Here is an 18,339-nt window from a genome sequence, read left to right on the forward strand (position 1 = left end):
GTTTTATTTCTGAAAATGATTAACTTTAATTCCCACTAAACTTTTGGATATGAAAAAATTAACCTTTTTACTGGTCCTACTTTTTTGCGGAATTACTGTTGCACAAGACCTTGACGGATCCTGGAAACTTGTATCGATCAACGGAGAACCTGTGATCAATCGGGAAACGATCCGGATCTATGAAGATGGATATTTTGCTAGCGGAATGAAAGAAAATGAAACCAATAAATTTATTAGTGCAGAAGGTGGGGAATATTCATTAAATGGAAATTATTCCGAAGTATATGACTTCTATACCCAGGACGCCGGCATGGTTGGTAAAAGCAGGGAGTATGCGATTGAACTTTCAGGAGATAAATTGGTAATGCATAGAGTTCCCGGCGAGGATACGATGACCTGGCAAAGGATCTCCCCTCATACCAATGATCTAAGTGGAAACTGGGTGATCACCGGACGAAAAAAGGATGGAGAACTCCGTCGCAGTACCCCGGGCGCAAGGCGCACCATCAAGATCCTTGGCGGTGACCGGTTCCAATGGGTAGCTTTCAATTCTGATACCGGAGAATTCTTTGGAACCGGAGGAGGAAGGTATTCTGCGGAAAATGGAAAATATCAGGAAAATATAGAGTTCTTTTCTCGTGACGACAGTAGAGTAGGCGCCAAATTAGCCTTTGATTATGAAGTTAAGGACGGAGAATGGCATCACAGCGGTAAAAGTTCAAAGGGAGATCCTATGTACGAGATCTGGTCACCATACAAAGAAGCATACAAGGATTGAATTCTTTTTAAGAAGTCCATCTCCGGGAAATTGGTAATTTCTTTAAGTTTTATTGAAATATTTTGATGCCATAATGGAATTGGCTTTAATTTTAATTTTAAATACTGGTAGCTACTTTCATTAAGCATAAATTGCTTATATTTAGGTAATTATATTCCCTACACTACTCAACTTTTAGTTGAAACCCTCCCCATTTTATTCTTTACGGTGCTTCCCACATTAAAATGTTTAATTATGAGACAGCAATTTGTAATCCTGTGCTTTCTGATCTTTTGTATATCCTGTGGAAAAGATGAAATTTCTCCTGAAGAGAACACGAAAGACGATACTGAAAATGTCGATTCCGTAACAGATGAATCAGATAATGGAGGCGAGGATACTTCAGGCGGAGATTCAACAGATGGAAATAGTTCCGGAGGGGAAAATCCAGACGGAAGTGGTTCTACAGATGAGACGAATTCTAATTCCGGGGAAATATTTACAGCTACTGTAAATGGTGAAGATTTTATTGTTACGAATGGTGACGATATGGAGGCAGAAATCAGGAACCAAAATGAACTTGTTCTTTATGGAGCAAACGAAACAGGAGAAATCTTTATGCACTTTCTATATGACGGAGTGGGTGTTTTTTCAACCGGAAATGATACCGATGGAAGCTATGCCTATTTCTATGACTATACAAGATATTGCATGTGGTTAAGTGACCGAGGAATGGGAAATCCAGGCGTAATAGAGATCACCAGAATTGAAAACGATACCTTCGAGGGAAATTTTCAAATAACTGCTTACAACCATAGCCTCCCTGATCCTACCAAGGAAATGCAGGGTGAATTCAAATTATTAATAGAGAATGATTAACTCATCGCCAAAACCGCTTTCTCAGCACATTTCTCCCCGTCAATAGCTGCTGAAACTATTCCGCCGGCATAACCTGCTCCTTCCCCGCAAGGATAAAGTCCTTTGATCTGTACATGTTCAAGCGACCCGGGATCGCGTGGTATGCGTACAGGAGAAGACGTACGGGATTCGGTTGCATGTACCACAGCTTCGTTCGTGAAATAACCTTTCATACTTTTCCCGAACTCCCTGAATCCTTGCTGCAGACTTTTGTATATAAAATCAGGTAAGACATTCCCCAGCTCTACGGAAGTAATTCCGGGTTTATAGGAGCTTTCAGGAAGATCTCTAGATAATTTTCCATTGCTGAAATCCACTAAGCGCTGTGCCGGTGCGGTCTGCGTTTTACCTCCAAAAAGCCAGGCCTTCTTCTCCACTTCCTGTTGAAAATACATTGCTGCCAAAGGAGAATCTCCAAACTTCCGGTAATCTTCCGGTCTTACTTCTACGACTATCCCTGAGTTAGAAGTGGCCTGATCTCTCTTGCTTGGCGACCAGCCGTTGGTGACAATTTCTCCCGGAGAAGTGGCGCAGGGCGCGATAATCCCTCCCGGACACATACAAAAAGAATAAACTCCCTTACCGTGGACCTGCTTTACAATACTATATGAAGAAGGAGGCAGGAATTCACCACGGTCACTGGTATGATACTGTATCCGATCGATCAACTGCTGAGAATGCTCCACCCTTACTCCCAGGGCAAAAGGTTTGGCTTCAATAAGGATATCTTTTTTGTAAAGCAATTCGAATATATCCCGAGCGGAATGACCGGTGGCTAAAATGACCTTTTTGGCTGTAAGTTTCTGCCCATCCTGCAATACAACCCCGGCGATCTCCTGATCTATCAACAAAATATCTGTAACCCGCGACTCGAACATCACTTCTCCACCATGTTCCCTGATAGTTTTGGTGACCTCCTGAATAATTGCAGGTAATTTATTGGTTCCTATATGCGGATGCGCTTCAACAAGGATCTGGGAAGTAGCCCCAAAACCAACGAGCAGTTGTAGAATTCGGTTTACATCTCCCCTTTTCTTACTCCGGGTGTAGAGTTTTCCGTCTGAATAAGTCCCTGCCCCGCCTTCCCCAAAGCAATAATTGGAATCTTCATTTACAATATGCTCAATATTCAGCTTTTTGAGATCCCTTCGCCGGGCACGCACATCTTTTCCCCTCTCGACCACAACCGGTCTCTTGCCGAGTTCGATACATCGCAAAGCGGCAAACAGACCTGCCGGCCCCGCCCCAATGATTATAACCTCTTCAGCAGTAGAAACGTTCTTGTATTCGGGCAGAGGGATCTTTTCCTCAACAAAATCTTCCTGCACAAATATTCTCACCTTCAGGTTGATCTTGACCTTTCTCTGCCTTGCGTCAATACTTCTTTTTAGAACCTGCACATGGTTGATCTCCGAAAAGGAAAATCCAAATGCACGTGCTACAAAATGCTTCAGAGCTTCAGGATTTGCAGCTGTTTCAGGAGAGGTTTGAAAGGTGTATTCGCGTTGCACTTATAAGGTTTTAATGGTGCAAAGATATGGAATAGAGGTTCCTCAAAAGTACACATCCAGAATTTATAGCCTGAAATCAATTTTAGGATTTCTCGAATTAGTCAGCTGTGATCAGGATGTCATCCAGTTCATATATCCCGTTGTAGTAAGGATGGTCACTTCCGGTGTACTTAAATGCGATATGAGCCTTTCCTTCAATACAGGAAAGGTCAACATTCCCCGAAGAGATCCAGTCGCCAAAGAAATCAGAATTCTGAGCGATATAAGCAGCCTCCAGTTCCTGCCAATTCGCATTGAGAATAGTACTTTCTGTACCATCCCAGTCAGTAGCAATTAGCACACTCATCATACTTCCATTGGCAAAACTGGTAGAAGTTTTGAAGTTAAGCACCTCCCTGGAGTTGTTTTCGAAATCTATTTTGGGTGTGACCAACCAGGCAATGCTAAGTGCATCACCAGATCCGGAAGGTTTTACCCGTGCCGATTTCCCTAAAGAAGCATTTCCGCCCGTGGCAGTAAATGCCTCCCAGGCCTTTGATCCTTCCTGAATAAAATTAGTCCACCCCTTATCCTTTACAGGTTTATTATTGGTCTGTCCTGTAAAATTATCCTCGAAAAGTACTTTTTTGCCTGTAGTAGCCGTCAATCCGCAATCTACAGTATTGCGATCGCATCTCTCTGCGGAAGAAAAATTTATGTCATTGGGAGAATTCAGGTAGATTGTATAAAAATCATCATAGAAGTCGCGGGTGAGTATTCCCGTAATACTTCCTGATCCTGCCGGAAGTTGAAAGCCACTGAAATCGGCAAAGGTGCTGGTGCTCAGAATAAAGGGGAAACCTCCTTCGCAATTTTCCACCAACCGCTCTCCATCGAATTCGTCATTGTCTTCGGCTGCAAAGGTGAATGGGTTCTGCGGATCTACGAAATAATCAGGAAACTGGACATTCCTTATCTCAACATACAAATTCTCCAGGTGATCATTGAACTGAATTGGTTTGATAACCAGAGGTTGAATGTCTGCGACTTCCGAAGAACGGATTATATGCTCACTTACCCGCGATTGCGGAATATTGTCCACATTCCTCCCGTTTGCTATACCTAAGGTAGCCACCCCGTTTTCTTCAGCAATACTCAGTCCTTTCAGGTTGATAAAAACTTTTCTTCCGAAGTTGAAGAACTGATAATAAGAATTGAGATTGATCTTGATCTTTAATCCGGCTAAAGGCGCCGTGGGATGATCCTGAACAATAACATCTTTATAAAAATTTCCGGCTTCATCACTGGAGACCACGTAAGCCTCCACAATATATTCCTGGTCAAAAGTGAGCATTTCCCCTTCATTCTGAAAAAAGACTCCAAGGATAGCATCAAGATCTGAATTGGGCTGAATAGAAAGATCCTCCGTTATCACCTGCGGAATATTGAAATCATCATCTGGTACGCAGGACCAAAGGAGAAAAAGAAATGCAATCCAGAACAGTTTTTTATTTTCCATTGAATCTGAATTAAAAACGATAGTATACGTGGGCATAATATGTAGTATCGGGACCATACCAGTATTTTGGTGCAAAAAGTGGTAATTCCCGTTCCTTATCTGCTTTTAAAAGTTTGTAGTTTGAATTCCTCGCCTGTTCATATCCTCCGGTACGATAGGCGGCACCAAGAATATTATTGATACTGGCAAAAAATCCAAGGTAATTATCCTTGATGCGCCAGGATTTCCCACCCACGAGATTTACCAGATAATAGGAACCCAGATCTTCCTGCCGTAATAATTCCCAGGCCACTTCAGGATCATAATTAACAATTGGAAGACCATCTGAATCCAAATAGAAATTACGTGTACGCGACAGAGGTGCTATGTCTATAAAGGCGTTAGAAAAATAATTTACACTTCCCGATACCCACCAGTACCCAGGATCCTGGTACTCCAGACCTAATTGCAGTGCTTGCTGTGGACCACCCGGAAGGTGATAGTTCTGTAAATAGGCCGGGCCAAACTTTCTCGCTTCTGTAAAATCATCTGAAGTCAGGTACAGCCGGGGATTATTGGAGTAAACATATTCCCCAATGGAACCGGCAGCTTTTAATTTTAGTGTAGTCAACAATCTCACTTCCATTCCGGCTTCAATACCCATGTGACGCTTGTTAATGCCCGTCATTACCTCCTGGACAAATGCTGTGGTAGCATTCCTTCCAAGACCTGAAAGCCCGTCAGCATAGTAAAAGGAAATTTCAGTCAGGTCATTTAATTCTCCATAAAAGGCGGTCACTCTGGATTTCACAAATCGTGACCTGAAAGTGTAACCAAGGTCAAGGTTTATAATTTTTTCACTCTTTAGACTCTGCACCAGCTCATTGTTCTGACGGGCATTGGAAAAGGTGTTCCTGAGAGAAGGTGGTTTGGTAAAATAAGCTGCATTAAGCCTCACCAAATGTTTTCCTGTTATTTTATATGTAATTCCGCCTTTACCTCCAAAATTGAAAAATTCCTGACTTTCACTCTTTCCGAGGGAATTATTGGGAAAATTACCATTCTGATAAAATCCTTCCCGCTGATATTCTGCTCCTGAAAATTCGGCAGCAGCATAAAAATCGAACTTCCGAAAGAAGCCCTGAAGCTGAGCATAACCTTCAACCGAATAAGCAGATAGTTCATAGTGATATTTAAAAATGTCATTTTCAGAAACCAGCCGGTTGGGATGCAACAGATCATTTTGTGCTTCTGTTCCTTCGGAAAAACCATCAACATCTAAAAAAGATTCACCTCCAAGCAAGTCAAGAACTCGTGCAAAATTGTCACTTTTGAGACTCCTGAAGCCCAGGGAAGCGTTCATTTCAAGATGATCTGTTAACCTGCTTCTTAAAATGGTGTTGGCAAAAAGCTGCCGGTCTTTGTTCCGGTCTTCATACAGAGCATATAAGGCGTTTCCCCCGGATTCAGTTGAAGTTTTATTCGCTAGGTATAAGGCCGCCCAGTCTAGCTGCCCATTTTCCTGAAAATCTTTCTGAGCAATGTATGCCGATTGATAATCAGGTTTATTCTCATTTCTCAGGAAATAAGAAGGCAAACGCTGGTAGTAGGCGGGATCGGGACTGCTGCCGCCACCCACGAATATTTCTTCTCCATTTTCACCCTCTATTAACCTGCTGCCTCCATAATCGATCCTGGAATCTCCCACATACCCGAACTGGTAAGCCAGATTTGTATTTATATCTGTTGCCGAAGAAAGCTTCCAAAAATGATTGAGCACGATCACCGGTTCTTTTACCGTTTTGATCCTGGAATTTCTTATCTCATTATTCTGCAGACCCCAATAAGAATTATATCGGTCCCCTTTTAGATTATACACTTCTTCGGTCAAAGGGCTGTTCTTTCCCCGTCTGTTGGGAGTATAAAAGGCAGTAAAATTTATACTATGCTCTTCATTAATCTTTTTTTCGACAGAGGCAAAGATAGAATTGGCATCATACACAGTCCCTTCGATATAACTTTCTGTGGCGAAGCGCCGGGCAAGAGAGACAGAATAAGCCCAGCCATCTTCAGAAATCCCCGAATGGTAACTGCCCATTATTCTACCCGTGTAGGCCCTGTTCGCAACGGCATAAGAAATCTTTCCACCTTCCTTGTAGCGGGAAGCTCTCATAACGATATTAGTAGAACCTGCCAGATCTCCAAAAGTGGCTTCTGAAGGTGTTATTCCCATGCTGAATACCTGATCCCTTTGAACATCATTTAATCCGCCCCAATCACTCCATAACGGTCTCCCGTTGAAAAATTTATTCATTTTGATCCCGTTGATCATTAACACACTGTATTCACTATCATAGCCCCGAGGTCTAAAAAAAGTAGGGCTGAAATCAAAAGCAGCTGCGTTTAAAAAAACATCACGGGAGGCCTGAAGTAATCCGGAAATATTGGAGTAGGTGCCATCTTCTTCATCGAGCTCCTGATCTGAGAGACTAATGATGGAAGTACTTTGCTGATAATGGGGAAGATCCCGACTTAAGAAAATGATGCCAAGGTCTTTGTCCTCTCCCGAAATAGTGACCGGAAAACGCAATTCGGAATAGTTATTCTTAGCGAAGACAAGATTATATTCACCGTGGGGTATATCTGCAGTGAACTCAAAAAAGCCCTTTTCATCTGTCAGTTCCTGAAAAGTCGTGCCGGTGATGGAAACAAGAACATCAGGTACCGGTTGGGAGCTAATTTCCTCAACCAGTGTCCCTTTGAGGGTCTGACCTTGAATAGCAACAGAGCTTAAACAGAAACACAAGAATAGCCTCCTCCCGAGGCAGTAGTTTTTCTTCATATCGAACTAGAGGGGGAGGCGAATTTTTAAACAATATTACATTATTTCTTTTATCTTTGATCAGCTCCCTAATTTTTTAACAAAATAATTATCAGGTGTTTACAGCCTTAAGGAGCTTTTTCTATTTCTCCCTTCCACTTATTGTTCTCTTCCTTACAAATAGCCTTTTTAGTCAGGAGAAAAGAGATTATAAAGTGGTGAGTATAGGTTTTTATAACCTCGAAAACCTGTATGACATTTACGATGACCCTCTAACTTTTGACGATGACCGCACGCCCCTCGGGAAAGACAGATGGACAGAGGAAATCTACCGTAAAAAGATAAAAAACATGGCCTATGCGATAAGCCGCATTGGCCTTAAGGAAACAGGAAACGCCCCCATTCTTTTGGGTGTTTGTGAAGTAGAAAACCGTCAGGTTCTTGAAGACCTAATTTCAGATCCCGTTCTGGCTTCCTGCGGGTATGGAATCATTCACGAAGAGTCCCCGGATTTAAGAGGGGTGGATGTGGCATTACTTTACCAGAAGAATCATTTTATTCCTCAAAATTCAGTTGCTCATGAACTGGAGCTATATGATTCTAAAGATCTAAGTAAGAGAATTTACACCAGAGATCAGCTGGTGGTTAGCGGCTTGCTGGAAGGGGAAAAGATAAATTTGATCATTAATCACTGGCCCTCAAGGAGCGGAGGCGAAAAGATCAGCAGCCCGAAAAGGGAAAAAGCAGCGGCGCTAAACCGGAAGATCATTGATTCCCTACATCGCGCCGACCCTTACTCCAAGATCATTTCTATGGGCGATTTTAATGACGACCCCAAAAATAAAAGCATCAAAAAAGTACTGGGAGCCAGGTCTTCCCGAAAGTCCCTTGAGTTAAAAGATCTGTATAACCCAATGGCCTCCCTTGCGGAAGCAGGAATAGGAAGCCTGGCCTACCGCGATTCCTGGAATTTATTTGACCAGATCATACTTTCCAAAGCCTTTTTGACTGAAAGCGATTCAGAATATCGCTTTTTTAAAGCAGGTGTTTTTAACGAACAGTTCTTAATTACTCCTTCAGGACAGTACAAAGGATATCCTTTCCGAAGTTTTGGAAGTGGTGGCTTTACAAATGGGTACAGCGATCATTTCCCTGTCTATATCCTGCTTATCAAAAAAGCAGACTAGAACCAGACACTCCAGGGTATCCTGGAAAGAACGAAGACCAGTGCAAGTGTATAAAAGATCGCCAGTAATTTGAATTTTGGACGAGACGTCAGCTTCTTTTTATGTTTGGAATAACCAACCGTGATGAATACTACCGCCAGGATCATCATTAGAGGATGCTCCACGAGATAAAGCCTGAGAGTTGAATCTTTCATTACATCTCCCATTCCACCTTCAGAAAAGGCATTAAAATAAGGAGAGACAAAGTAAAGAACTATTCCAATCAGCAGTTGAATGTGCGAAACTATGAGTGTGAATAATGAGATACGAAAATCTGTTGCTCCATATTCCTTTTTCGAAAAGAAACCTATCAAAGCGTTAATACTCGCGATTATAAGTACCAGGAGGACAAGATACGCCCACCAGGAATGAATGAATTGTACGGTAGAATACATAGAAGTTGATTTTTGAGGGTTAAAGATAGTTTTTTTACGATAAAAAAACCGCCCCTGAAAAGAGACGGTTTTTTGACCTTTTTGGAAGAGTATTATTTTTTACTCCCAGGTATTTTCTGCTGGTGTTCCACCCCAGATCAGGGTAGCCAGGTATGGATTATCAATAAAAGGATTACGGTTACCCTGAGCTCCTTCAATAATATTATTCCGCTGAAGTTCGAAGGCAGAAACCGGGTCTTCAACATTCCATTTCAGGAACATCTGCAGGTTTCCAACATCTCCGAATGGTTCTCCGTACTTCAAATTGATATACATTACCATACGCGCCACGTCTCCTTTCCATTCATCTCCCGGATACCAGGAATTACCATTCACAAGCTTATATGTTCCACTGCCTTCAGTAAATGGATAATTGAGACGCTCTGAATTTACCGCTGCATCAGCAACTCTCATGTGGTGCATATCGTTTTTGGCATCTGTATTATCACCTAACAATGACTGCGGATAGATATGTTCAGTGTTAAAAGATTCATCACCATCCAATTCTCCCTGCTGGTATTCTGTCCAGGGTCTGAGATCACCCGAATATACAAGTACCACATAAAAAGGATCTGTAAGATCTGCATCAGCATCGTATAAGTAGTCATGCCTGTCAGTATATTCAAGGTGGTTTACATGATGGGTGCTGGTATGGGCCGAAAGCTCTTCATAAAGCAGATCCGGATCATCTGTAAAGATGGCATCTGAATAATAATAAGTAAGATCAGAAGAAATGTTGAAACTTATAGTTTCAACAATTTTAACAGTCACCTCTGCTGTAACACAGGTAGGCTCGGCATCATCATCACATATGGTGTATGTGAAGGTGTCTTCTCCCACGTATCCTGTTTGGGCAGTGTAGGTTATTGTGCCATCGGTATTTAGAACCACATTTGGACCATCAACTGACACCAGTTCTGCATCATCAGTTAAAACATCATTGTCAAGTACTGTAGAAATGACTAACGTGGTTTCACCTGCTGACATGGAGACCACATCGGGATTCGCAATTGGGGTACCTTCATCTTTTACTGTTACAGTGATCGTTGCAGTGTCACAGGTAGGAGTTTCATCATCGTCACAAATGGTGTAGGTAAAGATGTCAACTCCAGCAAAACCTTCTGCAGGGGTGTATACTATAGAACCATTGGTATTTAGTACTGCACTACCATGTACGCCGGCATCATCAACAGATACAACAGTGGCGTTGTCAACCATCTGGTCATTGGCAGTAAAGTTATGTATGGTCAATACTTTATCCTCATCGGTTTCATAACTGTCATCTACCGCAACAGGTTCTCCGGCATCGGTAACAGTTATAAGGATCAAAGCGGTATCACATCTTTCAGTATCACCGGGCACACAAATGGTATAGCTAAGACTATCTTCTCCTATAAAGTCAGCTGGCGGGGAATACGTGTAAGTTCCATTGCGGTTATCTACTATGTTACCTCCTTTTTCAGATTCGGTATCTACTGAGGTTATTCTGGCGTTGTCCACCAGCTCATCATTGTTAAGCATTCCCGAAAGGACCAAATCTTCATTTTCAGCTCCGGTAAACTGATCGTCTACGGCCACCGGCATTTGTTTCCCTGCGGGTGGATTTGGATTTGGATCTACTCCATCGTCCCCCGTACTACAGCCTAACATTATTCCAATACTCAAGGTCCAAAATAAAATCTTCTTATTCATACTTTTTCCATTTTCTGAAAGGAAGTCTTATCTCATGATAAGACCACTCACAATATAATAAAGATAAAAAACCTCCCACCCTTAAACGGATGAGAGGTCTTTTGTATTTGTATTAGGAGAGGATTAATTGTTTAATTCCCATCCATCATCAGTTTTAATCATTTTACGCTCTTTTATTTCATATCCACCTCCCACGTAGGCATCAAAGTAAAGAACATATTTTTGACCTATCTCAGCATTTGGTGCTATATGGTCAAGCAAAATTTGCATCGCGTGAAGCAGTTGGGCATCATCCCAGCTGGTTGGTCCACCTGCAGTATTAAAGTTTCCGTAATTTGCAAGGTTTCCTGCCTGAAGTTCATAAACATCAGCAAGTTGGGCCGCGATATACGAATAATCAGAAGCAATAAGCGTACGCTTCACAGTATTATCAGGTGCCCATGCACCAGCTTCATATCCAAATTGAAGTGACTGCTCCACTACGCTAGGGATATACTCCCATTCATCTCCGTTAAAGAAATAGTTTAAATATTCGGCAGATACTCCACTTCCACTGGTATAAAGATCATAAGTCAAAGCTGCAAAATCACCTTCTTCGGCGTATGGGTATTCAAGACCAAGGAATATTCCGATCTTGTAGATAGCCTCATCCTCATCAGAGAAGTTAGGATATCTTTGACCCATTGCAGTATAGTCTTCAGACTCTAAAGAAAGTGGCATACCCCAGCTATTATTGGTAAATGCTAATACAGTTGATTCTTCAACAGTATAAATAGTAGCGTTGGTGTTCTCCACCCAGTCTCCATTTTCGAAAACTAAAGAAAGTATCTCAGATCCAGAAGAACCGTTATAGATTTTATAAGTAACGTCATACTCGGCACCTTCGGCTGCATTCGGGAATTTTTCTTTCAGAAGGAAATCTAAAGCTTCAAGAATCATAGAGTCACTCCAGTATGCATCATTAGAGCTTCTTCTTTCAAAGTTGCTGTATTTACCTGCACTTTCAGCAGGATCTGGGTATACAGAAGCAAATTCAGCTTCTATAAGATCAAAATCACCTGAAGATACTTCATACCCCATACCTCCAATTCTTATGTAAGATTCGGTAACCCCGTCAAAAACAACACTCATGCTCAAGGTCGCAGGATAGTAAACATCGTAAGAAACATTATAAGTCTGTCCAGGCACATCATCAAATTCAGCAGAAAGAACAACATTGATCGCCTCAAGGATCATATCATCGTTCCAATAGTTGTCAGACCAATCTCTAACATCGAAGCTGCTATACTGAGCCGCATTAGCTGCAGGATCAGGATACTTTCCTGCCAGGGCAGCTCCAGCATCATCATAGTCAGAAGAAGTAAAAGTATAAGATATCTCTTCAGACAACTTTTTATAAGTTACTTCTGCATATGCTCCTTCTTTAGCCTGCGGAAATTCACTCTTCAAAAAGTTTCGAAGCTGATAGAAGTCTGTGATATAATTAGCAGAAAGACCAAGATCCTGGTAATCTGCCTCTGTCAAAGTAACTTCCTGAATTCTGATTGGGTCATAAAGATTGAAGGTAACGTTTACCAAAGAACCTTCTCCCCATACCGGGTATTTCATATCAAGAAGAACAGGAATCATTGCCTTGGCGTCATCAACAGAGTTAAAGCTGGTAAAGTTTAATCCAAGACCCTTTTTCTTATCCTTATAGTCATCCTCGGTTAGCGTATAGTCCACAACTCCCTGAACAGGCGAATTATCAATCGCCGTGTCTATTTCGTCATGAATATCTTCCATTGGCTCACAGCTGGTTAAGGCCAAACCAATGAACATCATTAAAAAGTAAAAAGACTTTTTCATTTTAATTTTTTTTAAAATTTAATTTTTGCACCTACTGTGAAAGTTCTCCCAAAACCATACCATACCTGGGCAGTTGTATGATCTGAGTACAGGTTATCCTGAGCGTCTGTTTCAACCACATCCTGTGCATCTGAAATATATTCAGTGTCAAAAAGGTTATTTACGTTCGCTATTAAAGTAGCGTCCATTGCACCAAGATCAAAGCCGTATGTCACTCCAAAATCTACCAGACTGTATGCAGGTACTTCCCAAGGGTTTGGTACATCTGCAGAATCCCTGTCGTTTGGATCAAAGTCAGCAAATAATCTGTCATAATAGTTATAATCTGCCCTGATGTTAGCCTGAGGCAGGAATTCATATTCAAATCCAAGACCAAAAGTAGTCTGGGCTGCATCCCCTACAGGTACACCTTCAACAAAAACGCTGATAGGGTTTTCTTCGTTGATCGGGTTTTGCTCATCATCATAAATGATCACCCCGGTTACATTACTCTGCCAGGTCCAGTCAGCAATAGAAGCCATACCGGTAATGGTAAGTTTCTCTATTGGGCGGTATGAAAGGTCTACTTCGATTCCCTGGTGAAGAGCGTCAACCCCAAGAATGTTAGCAAAGTATAATTCGTCATCTGTTCCCTGGAATGATTGAGTAAAACTACGGTCTTTCCAAAGAGTTCTGTAAAGGTTCACGTTAGCACGCAGATTTTGAGTTCTGTACCCGTATCCAAGCTCAGCACTAAACACTTTTTGGTTCTCAGCGTCTTCGTTAATGTCATTCTGGAAGTTAAGGAATACATCACGGAAGAATGGAGCTTTTTCAAAATACCCAATGTTAGCAAAAACATTGTGTTCTTCATTAAGGTTGTAGTTGGCCCCTCCTTTTACACTGTATCCAAAGAAGTGTACCCAGTCAGTTTCCTGTAAAGGATCTGAATCAAGGTAGTTGAAGTAGTCAATTCTCTTATAAGAAGTGTTAGATGCTGCAGCTGAAACGAAAGCTGAAAGGATTCCGTTAGAGTATTCTCCCTGGGCAAATGCTCCTTCCCAAAGAACTAAACCATCATTGTGGTAGTTGATCTTGTCACCCACTTTAGCGGCAAAACCATTCGGTCTGTTGTCATCACGGGTTTCAAGAACATAACGACCTCCTAAAAGATCGGTCACTTCCTGGAAGTGTCTTCCTTCGTAATATCTAAAATCAACTCCTCCCATGAAATCAATTTCAGGAGTAAGCTCAGTACTCAAAGTAGAAAGGGCACCATACCAGCTATGGTCGTTTCTTGAAGCATAAAGATAAGTCTCAGAACCAAGAGCTCCAAGAGCAACGTTTTCAGCAACGATCTTATCAACATTTACAGGTTGTAAATATCCATTTCTGTATGGAGAGTGGTTGTTAGGGGTTCCAATTCCGAACTTGTTAACACCACCGTTTCCGCCACCACCTCCTGTACCGAAGGAAGCATAAGCAGCAGTAGAAAGCTTGGTAACATCAGAAATATCCCAGAAGTGGTTCAATGAGATCTGTGGTTTGTGGTAGAAGTTATCCTGGATGTGCTTCACTTCCCCATTCATGTAACCCCAGTCACGGTTGAATTTAATACCTCTTTCGCTTCTTCTGAAAACTTCAACTTTTTCACGGCTTTGACGCTGACCGTGCCACTGTGGTGCACCAAAAGCAGTCAAAGACAATTTGTGATCTTCATTAAATTGTTTAGACAAGTTGATGAAGTAAGAATAACCTTTGAATTCTGTTCCATCAACAAATCCGTTACCGGTTGTTTGTGAAGCAGAAACACTGGCTGCAAAACCATTGTCCATAAGACCGGTTGAAAGTGCAAAACCATATTTTTGATATCCATCGTTTCCGGTTGCCATAGAAACATTTCCACCTTCAACAACGTCGGTTGTTTTAGTTAGGATGTTCACAGTACCCCCAATAGAAGGCACAGCAACTTTAGAAGCACCAAGTCCTCTTTGAACCTGCATAGAGCTGGTCACATCAGAAAGACCTGCCCAGTTACTCCAGTAAACACGACCGTTTTCCATGTCGTTTACAGGCACTCCGTTGATCATTACCGCGATGTTCTCTGAGTTAAATCCTCTCAAACGCAGTTCTGCATCTCCAAAACCTCCACCGGCTTTAGTAGCATAGACACCCGGAGTAGACTTGAGGATCTCAGGAAATTCCTGACTTCCCAGTTTCTCCTGAATAGTTTCTGCTTTAATGGTAGAAACCGCTACTGGCGTCTTTCTATCAACCGCTACAGAAGCGATGATCTGAACTTCATCAAGACCAAAAGCACTTGGTTCCATGGTAACAGTTCCAAGATCAGTAGTTCCGTTGTAAGGTACTTCAACGGTGGTAAAACCTACATAAGAAAATACTAAAACCCCCTTAGTTCTGGCTGTTTGAACAGAAAAGTTTCCGTCAAAATCAGTCACAGTACCAACGGCAGTTTCTTTAATACCAATGTTTACACCTGGTATTGGAGTGTTTGTTTCTGCCTCCACTACTTTACCTTTTAAAGTAGTTTGAGCAAAAATTGTAGCCGACGTTAAGAAAAACGCTAATGCTAAAAATTTCCTCATTGTGTAATTTGTTAGTTTGTGTTTAAAAATACGATGCAAAAGAACGGATTTTCTTAGAAATAACTTTAACTCAACGTTAAGAATTTCACCTTCAGGGCTTAATACCGGCTCGAAAAAGTCCTAAACTAACAAGAGCCCTTAAATAAAGGGCTCTTGCACAAGTCGTTGGAAAAATTACACTGATCAAAATCAGGACAGGTAAAATTTTAACATTTTTTTGGTAGAAGAATCATGCTCCTGAACGTCATTTTTATCTATTTCGGCTAGGATTTTATTCGCAAGTTGCTTTCCAAGTTCCACTCCCCATTGGTCATAACTGTATATATTCCAAATGATTCCCTGCACAAAGATTTCGTGCTCATACATCGCTATCAATTTACCGAGAGATTCCGGCGTGAGCTTATCAATAAGGATAGTGGTGGTAGGTTTATTACCACTAAACACCCTGAACGGCAGTGCTTTTTCAATTTCTGCTTCTGAAAGCTTTTTAGCGGCCAGTTCTACCCTAACTTCGGAAGCTGCTTTCCCTGCCAGTAATGCTTCAGTTTGTGCAAAAAAGTTTGCCATCAACTTATCATGGTGCTCCTTATCATCAAAAAGGGAATTTTTGAAGCCAATAAAATCCGCAGGGATCAATTTGGTTCCCTGATGGATCAACTGGAAGAAAGCGTGTTGAGAGTTGGTTCCAGGTTCACCCCAAACAACATTTCCGGATTGGTAATTAATGGCGTTACCATTACGATCTACACTTTTTCCATTGCTTTCCATTATTGCCTGTTGGAGATAAGCAGGAAACCTATGGAGGTATTGCGTGTAAGGAATAATTGCCTGCGTTTCGGCTTTATAAAAATTGTTATACCAAATACTTAGCAGAGCCAGTTGTACCGGAATATTTTTCTCAAACGAATTACTTCTGAAATGTTCATCCATTTCATGTGCTCCTTTGAGCAAAGACTCAAAGTTATTGTAGCCCAAAGAAAGGCTTATAGAAAGGCCGACTGCACTCCAAAGGGAGAACCTGCCGCCAACCCAGTCCCACATCGGGAAAATATTTTCAGTCTCTATTCCAAACTCCTCCACTGCCGGTACATTACTCGAAACAGCCACAAAATGCCGGGCTACAGCTTCGGCCGGAGCAGCTTTTTTAAACCACTTCCTAATTGTATTTGAGTTCGCCAGGGTTTCCTGTGTCGAGAATGACTTGGAAACGATCACAAAAAGCGTAGTCTCGCGATTGAGTTCCTCTAAAATTTCATGAACGTGGTCGCCATCAACGTTAGAAACAAAATGAACTTTCAGATGGTTCTTATAATGTGCCAATCCTTCGGTCACCATAACAGGGCCAAGATCTGAACCGCCAATTCCAATGTTAACAATATCTGTAAAAGGCTTGCCTGTATATCCTTTTTTAGAACCTTCAATAACAGCTTGGCTGAAAGCGCGGATCTTTTCCTTTACCTCATATACTTCAGAAATGACATTTTCGCCATCTACTTCAACATTTGCTGTTTTCTTCTCACGCAAAGCGGTGTGAAGAACCGAACGTTTTTCAGTCTCATTGATTTCTTCTCCTCCAAAGTAGCTTTCGATAGCCTCCGGAAGACCGGTTTCTGTAGCCAACTCGGTCAAAAGAGTCTGTGTTTCTTTAGTGATAAGGTTCTTGCTGAGATCAACATAGAAATCCTGCCACTGCAGGGTAAAATCGTCAGCTCGCCCCGGATCTTTTTCAAATTCTTTTTTCAGGTCCAGATCTTTGGCGTTTTCAAAATGGGCCTGTAATTTCTTCCAGGCCTCGGTGGTGGTTGGGTTAGTATTCTTCATTCTTTTATATCTCTATCTCTTCAAACGGTATTTTTTCAAGCTCTTCTTTCAGTGGCTCGATAGCTGCAAAATAAGAAGGCACGTATTTTTCTTCAAGAGGTTCTGCTGAAGGGAGGTTCTGACGGAAAGGATCCACCTGCACTCCATTTACCCAGAAACGGTAGCATACATGTGGTCCGGTAGCCAGACCCGTACTTCCAACATAACCTATGACCTCACCCTGCTTCACACGTTGACCGGTCTTTACTGCCCTTTTAGACATATGTAAGTATTGGGTGGTATAGGTTCCATTGTGCTTTACCTTCACATAATTACCATTCCCGGCAGTATAGGAAGAGGCAATAACAACACCATTAGCGGTAGTCTTAATAGGGGTGCCGTAACCTGCTGCATAATCTGTTCCTTTATGAGCTTTCCATCGCTTTTGCACAGGGTGGAATCTTCTTGGGCTGAACCTGGAGGAAATTCTAAAATAATCAACCGGTGCTTTCAAAAAGAAGCTTTGAAGCGGTCTTGCTTTTTCATCGTAGTAATCGTATTTACCGGCAGTAGAATCAGCCAAAAAGTTAAAAGCATAGTACGGCTTATCCTGGTGATAGAATACTGCAGCCTCTATATTTTCTATTCCGGCATAAATTGTATCATCAATATACCGCTCTTTGTATACCAATTTGAATCGATCTCCCTTTTGAAGTCTGAAGAAATCAATACTCCACTGGTAGATATTATTCATTTGATGAGCCAGCAGGTAATTGAGCCCTTCCTCTTCAATTGTTTCGGACAGGCTGGAATTAATAACTCCTGCAACTTCACGTTTCACGATAGTTACCGGTTTTTTTGCAGTGTAAACCGAAATGCTGTCCCTCAGGTCAACCACGGTATAATTGATCCTGTCATTTTCGTAAATAAAAACTTTTGGGGAATTAAGGGAATCCTTTTCTTTCAGGATTACATAGGGCTTCCCAATAACGATCTTTCTGGGGTTAAAGGTATCCTTAACTTTTTCAACTATCTGAAAGATCTTGGCGGGATCAACGCCGTGGCTTCCAAGGATAATTCCGAAGCTATCTCCAGATCTAATGGTATCTCTTACCACATCATACCCGTTAAGGGTAAAACCATACTCCTTAATAAGAGCAGGTGCTTTTTCAACTTTTTCCAGGTTATCAGCTAGATCAGCATTTTTCGAATCGTCATTGCAGGCTGTTAAAGCCATCATCAACATTAGCAGGTAACTAAATTTTTTCAC

At 41.7% G+C, this 18,339-nt stretch carries 12 protein-coding genes; 3 read left to right on the top strand and 9 right to left on the bottom strand.

Features of this window, described 5'->3' with window-relative positions:
- Positions 1 to 49: 49 nt before the first annotated feature.
- Complete coding sequence (locus ACNORC_RS01490) at positions 50 to 778, top strand: META domain-containing protein (protein ID WP_418333811.1); 729 nt, start codon at positions 50 to 52, stop codon at positions 776 to 778.
- A 234-nt stretch (positions 779 to 1,012) separates the two neighbouring features.
- Positions 1,013 to 1,636 (top strand): DUF6252 domain-containing protein, encoded by a 624-nt coding sequence (locus ACNORC_RS01495; RefSeq protein WP_418333812.1) that lies wholly within the window; start codon positions 1,013 to 1,015, stop codon positions 1,634 to 1,636.
- Here the strand turns inward: ACNORC_RS01495 and ACNORC_RS01500 are convergent.
- From ACNORC_RS01500 to ACNORC_RS01510, 3 genes are all read right to left on the bottom strand, one after another.
- On the bottom strand, positions 1,633 to 3,186 hold the full coding sequence (locus ACNORC_RS01500) for an NAD(P)/FAD-dependent oxidoreductase (protein WP_418333814.1): 1,554 nt from the start codon (positions 3,184 to 3,186) through the stop codon (positions 1,633 to 1,635). The genes ACNORC_RS01495 and ACNORC_RS01500 overlap by 4 nt on opposite strands.
- Positions 3,187 to 3,283: 97 nt before the next feature.
- Positions 3,284 to 4,684 (bottom strand): DUF5689 domain-containing protein, encoded by a 1,401-nt coding sequence (locus tag ACNORC_RS01505; RefSeq protein ID WP_418333815.1) that lies wholly within the window; start codon positions 4,682 to 4,684, stop codon positions 3,284 to 3,286.
- Positions 4,685 to 4,694: 10 nt separating this feature from the next.
- A complete protein-coding gene (locus ACNORC_RS01510) occupies positions 4,695 to 7,505 on the bottom strand; it encodes a carboxypeptidase-like regulatory domain-containing protein (protein WP_418333816.1) in 2,811 nt (936 codons plus the stop codon).
- A gap of 95 nt (positions 7,506 to 7,600) precedes the next feature.
- On the opposite strand from ACNORC_RS01510, the gene ACNORC_RS01515 reads away from it, so the two are divergent.
- A complete protein-coding gene (locus tag ACNORC_RS01515; protein ID WP_418333817.1) occupies positions 7,601 to 8,671 on the top strand; it encodes an endonuclease/exonuclease/phosphatase family protein in 1,071 nt (356 codons plus the stop codon).
- Here ACNORC_RS01515 and ACNORC_RS01520 read toward each other — a convergent pair.
- The 6 genes from ACNORC_RS01520 to ACNORC_RS01545 all read right to left on the bottom strand — a co-directional run bounded on the left by ACNORC_RS01520 (position 8,668) and on the right by ACNORC_RS01545 (position 18,339).
- Positions 8,668 to 9,105 carry a hypothetical protein gene (locus ACNORC_RS01520; protein ID WP_418333818.1) on the bottom strand — a complete coding sequence of 146 codons (438 nt, stop codon included), beginning with the start codon at positions 9,103 to 9,105 and terminating at the stop codon, positions 8,668 to 8,670. The genes ACNORC_RS01515 and ACNORC_RS01520 overlap by 4 nt on opposite strands.
- 99 nt (positions 9,106 to 9,204) lie before the next feature.
- A complete protein-coding gene (locus ACNORC_RS01525; protein WP_418333819.1) occupies positions 9,205 to 10,836 on the bottom strand; it encodes an Ig-like domain-containing protein in 1,632 nt (543 codons plus the stop codon).
- Between the two features lie 123 nt (positions 10,837 to 10,959).
- Positions 10,960 to 12,684 carry a hypothetical protein gene (locus tag ACNORC_RS01530; protein WP_418333820.1) on the bottom strand — a complete coding sequence of 575 codons (1,725 nt, stop codon included), beginning with the start codon at positions 12,682 to 12,684 and terminating at the stop codon, positions 10,960 to 10,962.
- An 11-nt stretch (positions 12,685 to 12,695) separates the two neighbouring features.
- Positions 12,696 to 15,269 carry a TonB-dependent receptor gene (locus ACNORC_RS01535; RefSeq protein ID WP_418333821.1) on the bottom strand — a complete coding sequence of 858 codons (2,574 nt, stop codon included), beginning with the start codon at positions 15,267 to 15,269 and terminating at the stop codon, positions 12,696 to 12,698.
- A gap of 189 nt (positions 15,270 to 15,458) precedes the next feature.
- Positions 15,459 to 17,090: a glucose-6-phosphate isomerase gene (pgi, locus tag ACNORC_RS01540; protein WP_418333822.1), complete on the bottom strand. Its 1,632-nt coding sequence runs from the start codon at positions 17,088 to 17,090 to the stop codon at positions 15,459 to 15,461.
- 4 nt (positions 17,091 to 17,094) lie between these two features.
- Positions 17,095 to 18,339 carry a M23 family metallopeptidase gene (locus ACNORC_RS01545; RefSeq protein WP_418333823.1) on the bottom strand — a complete coding sequence of 415 codons (1,245 nt, stop codon included), beginning with the start codon at positions 18,337 to 18,339 and terminating at the stop codon, positions 17,095 to 17,097.

Origin of the sequence: Salinimicrobium soli, assembly GCF_048323655.1 — a bacterium.
GTDB classification, from domain to species: Bacteria; Bacteroidota; Bacteroidia; order Flavobacteriales; family Flavobacteriaceae; genus Salinimicrobium; species Salinimicrobium soli.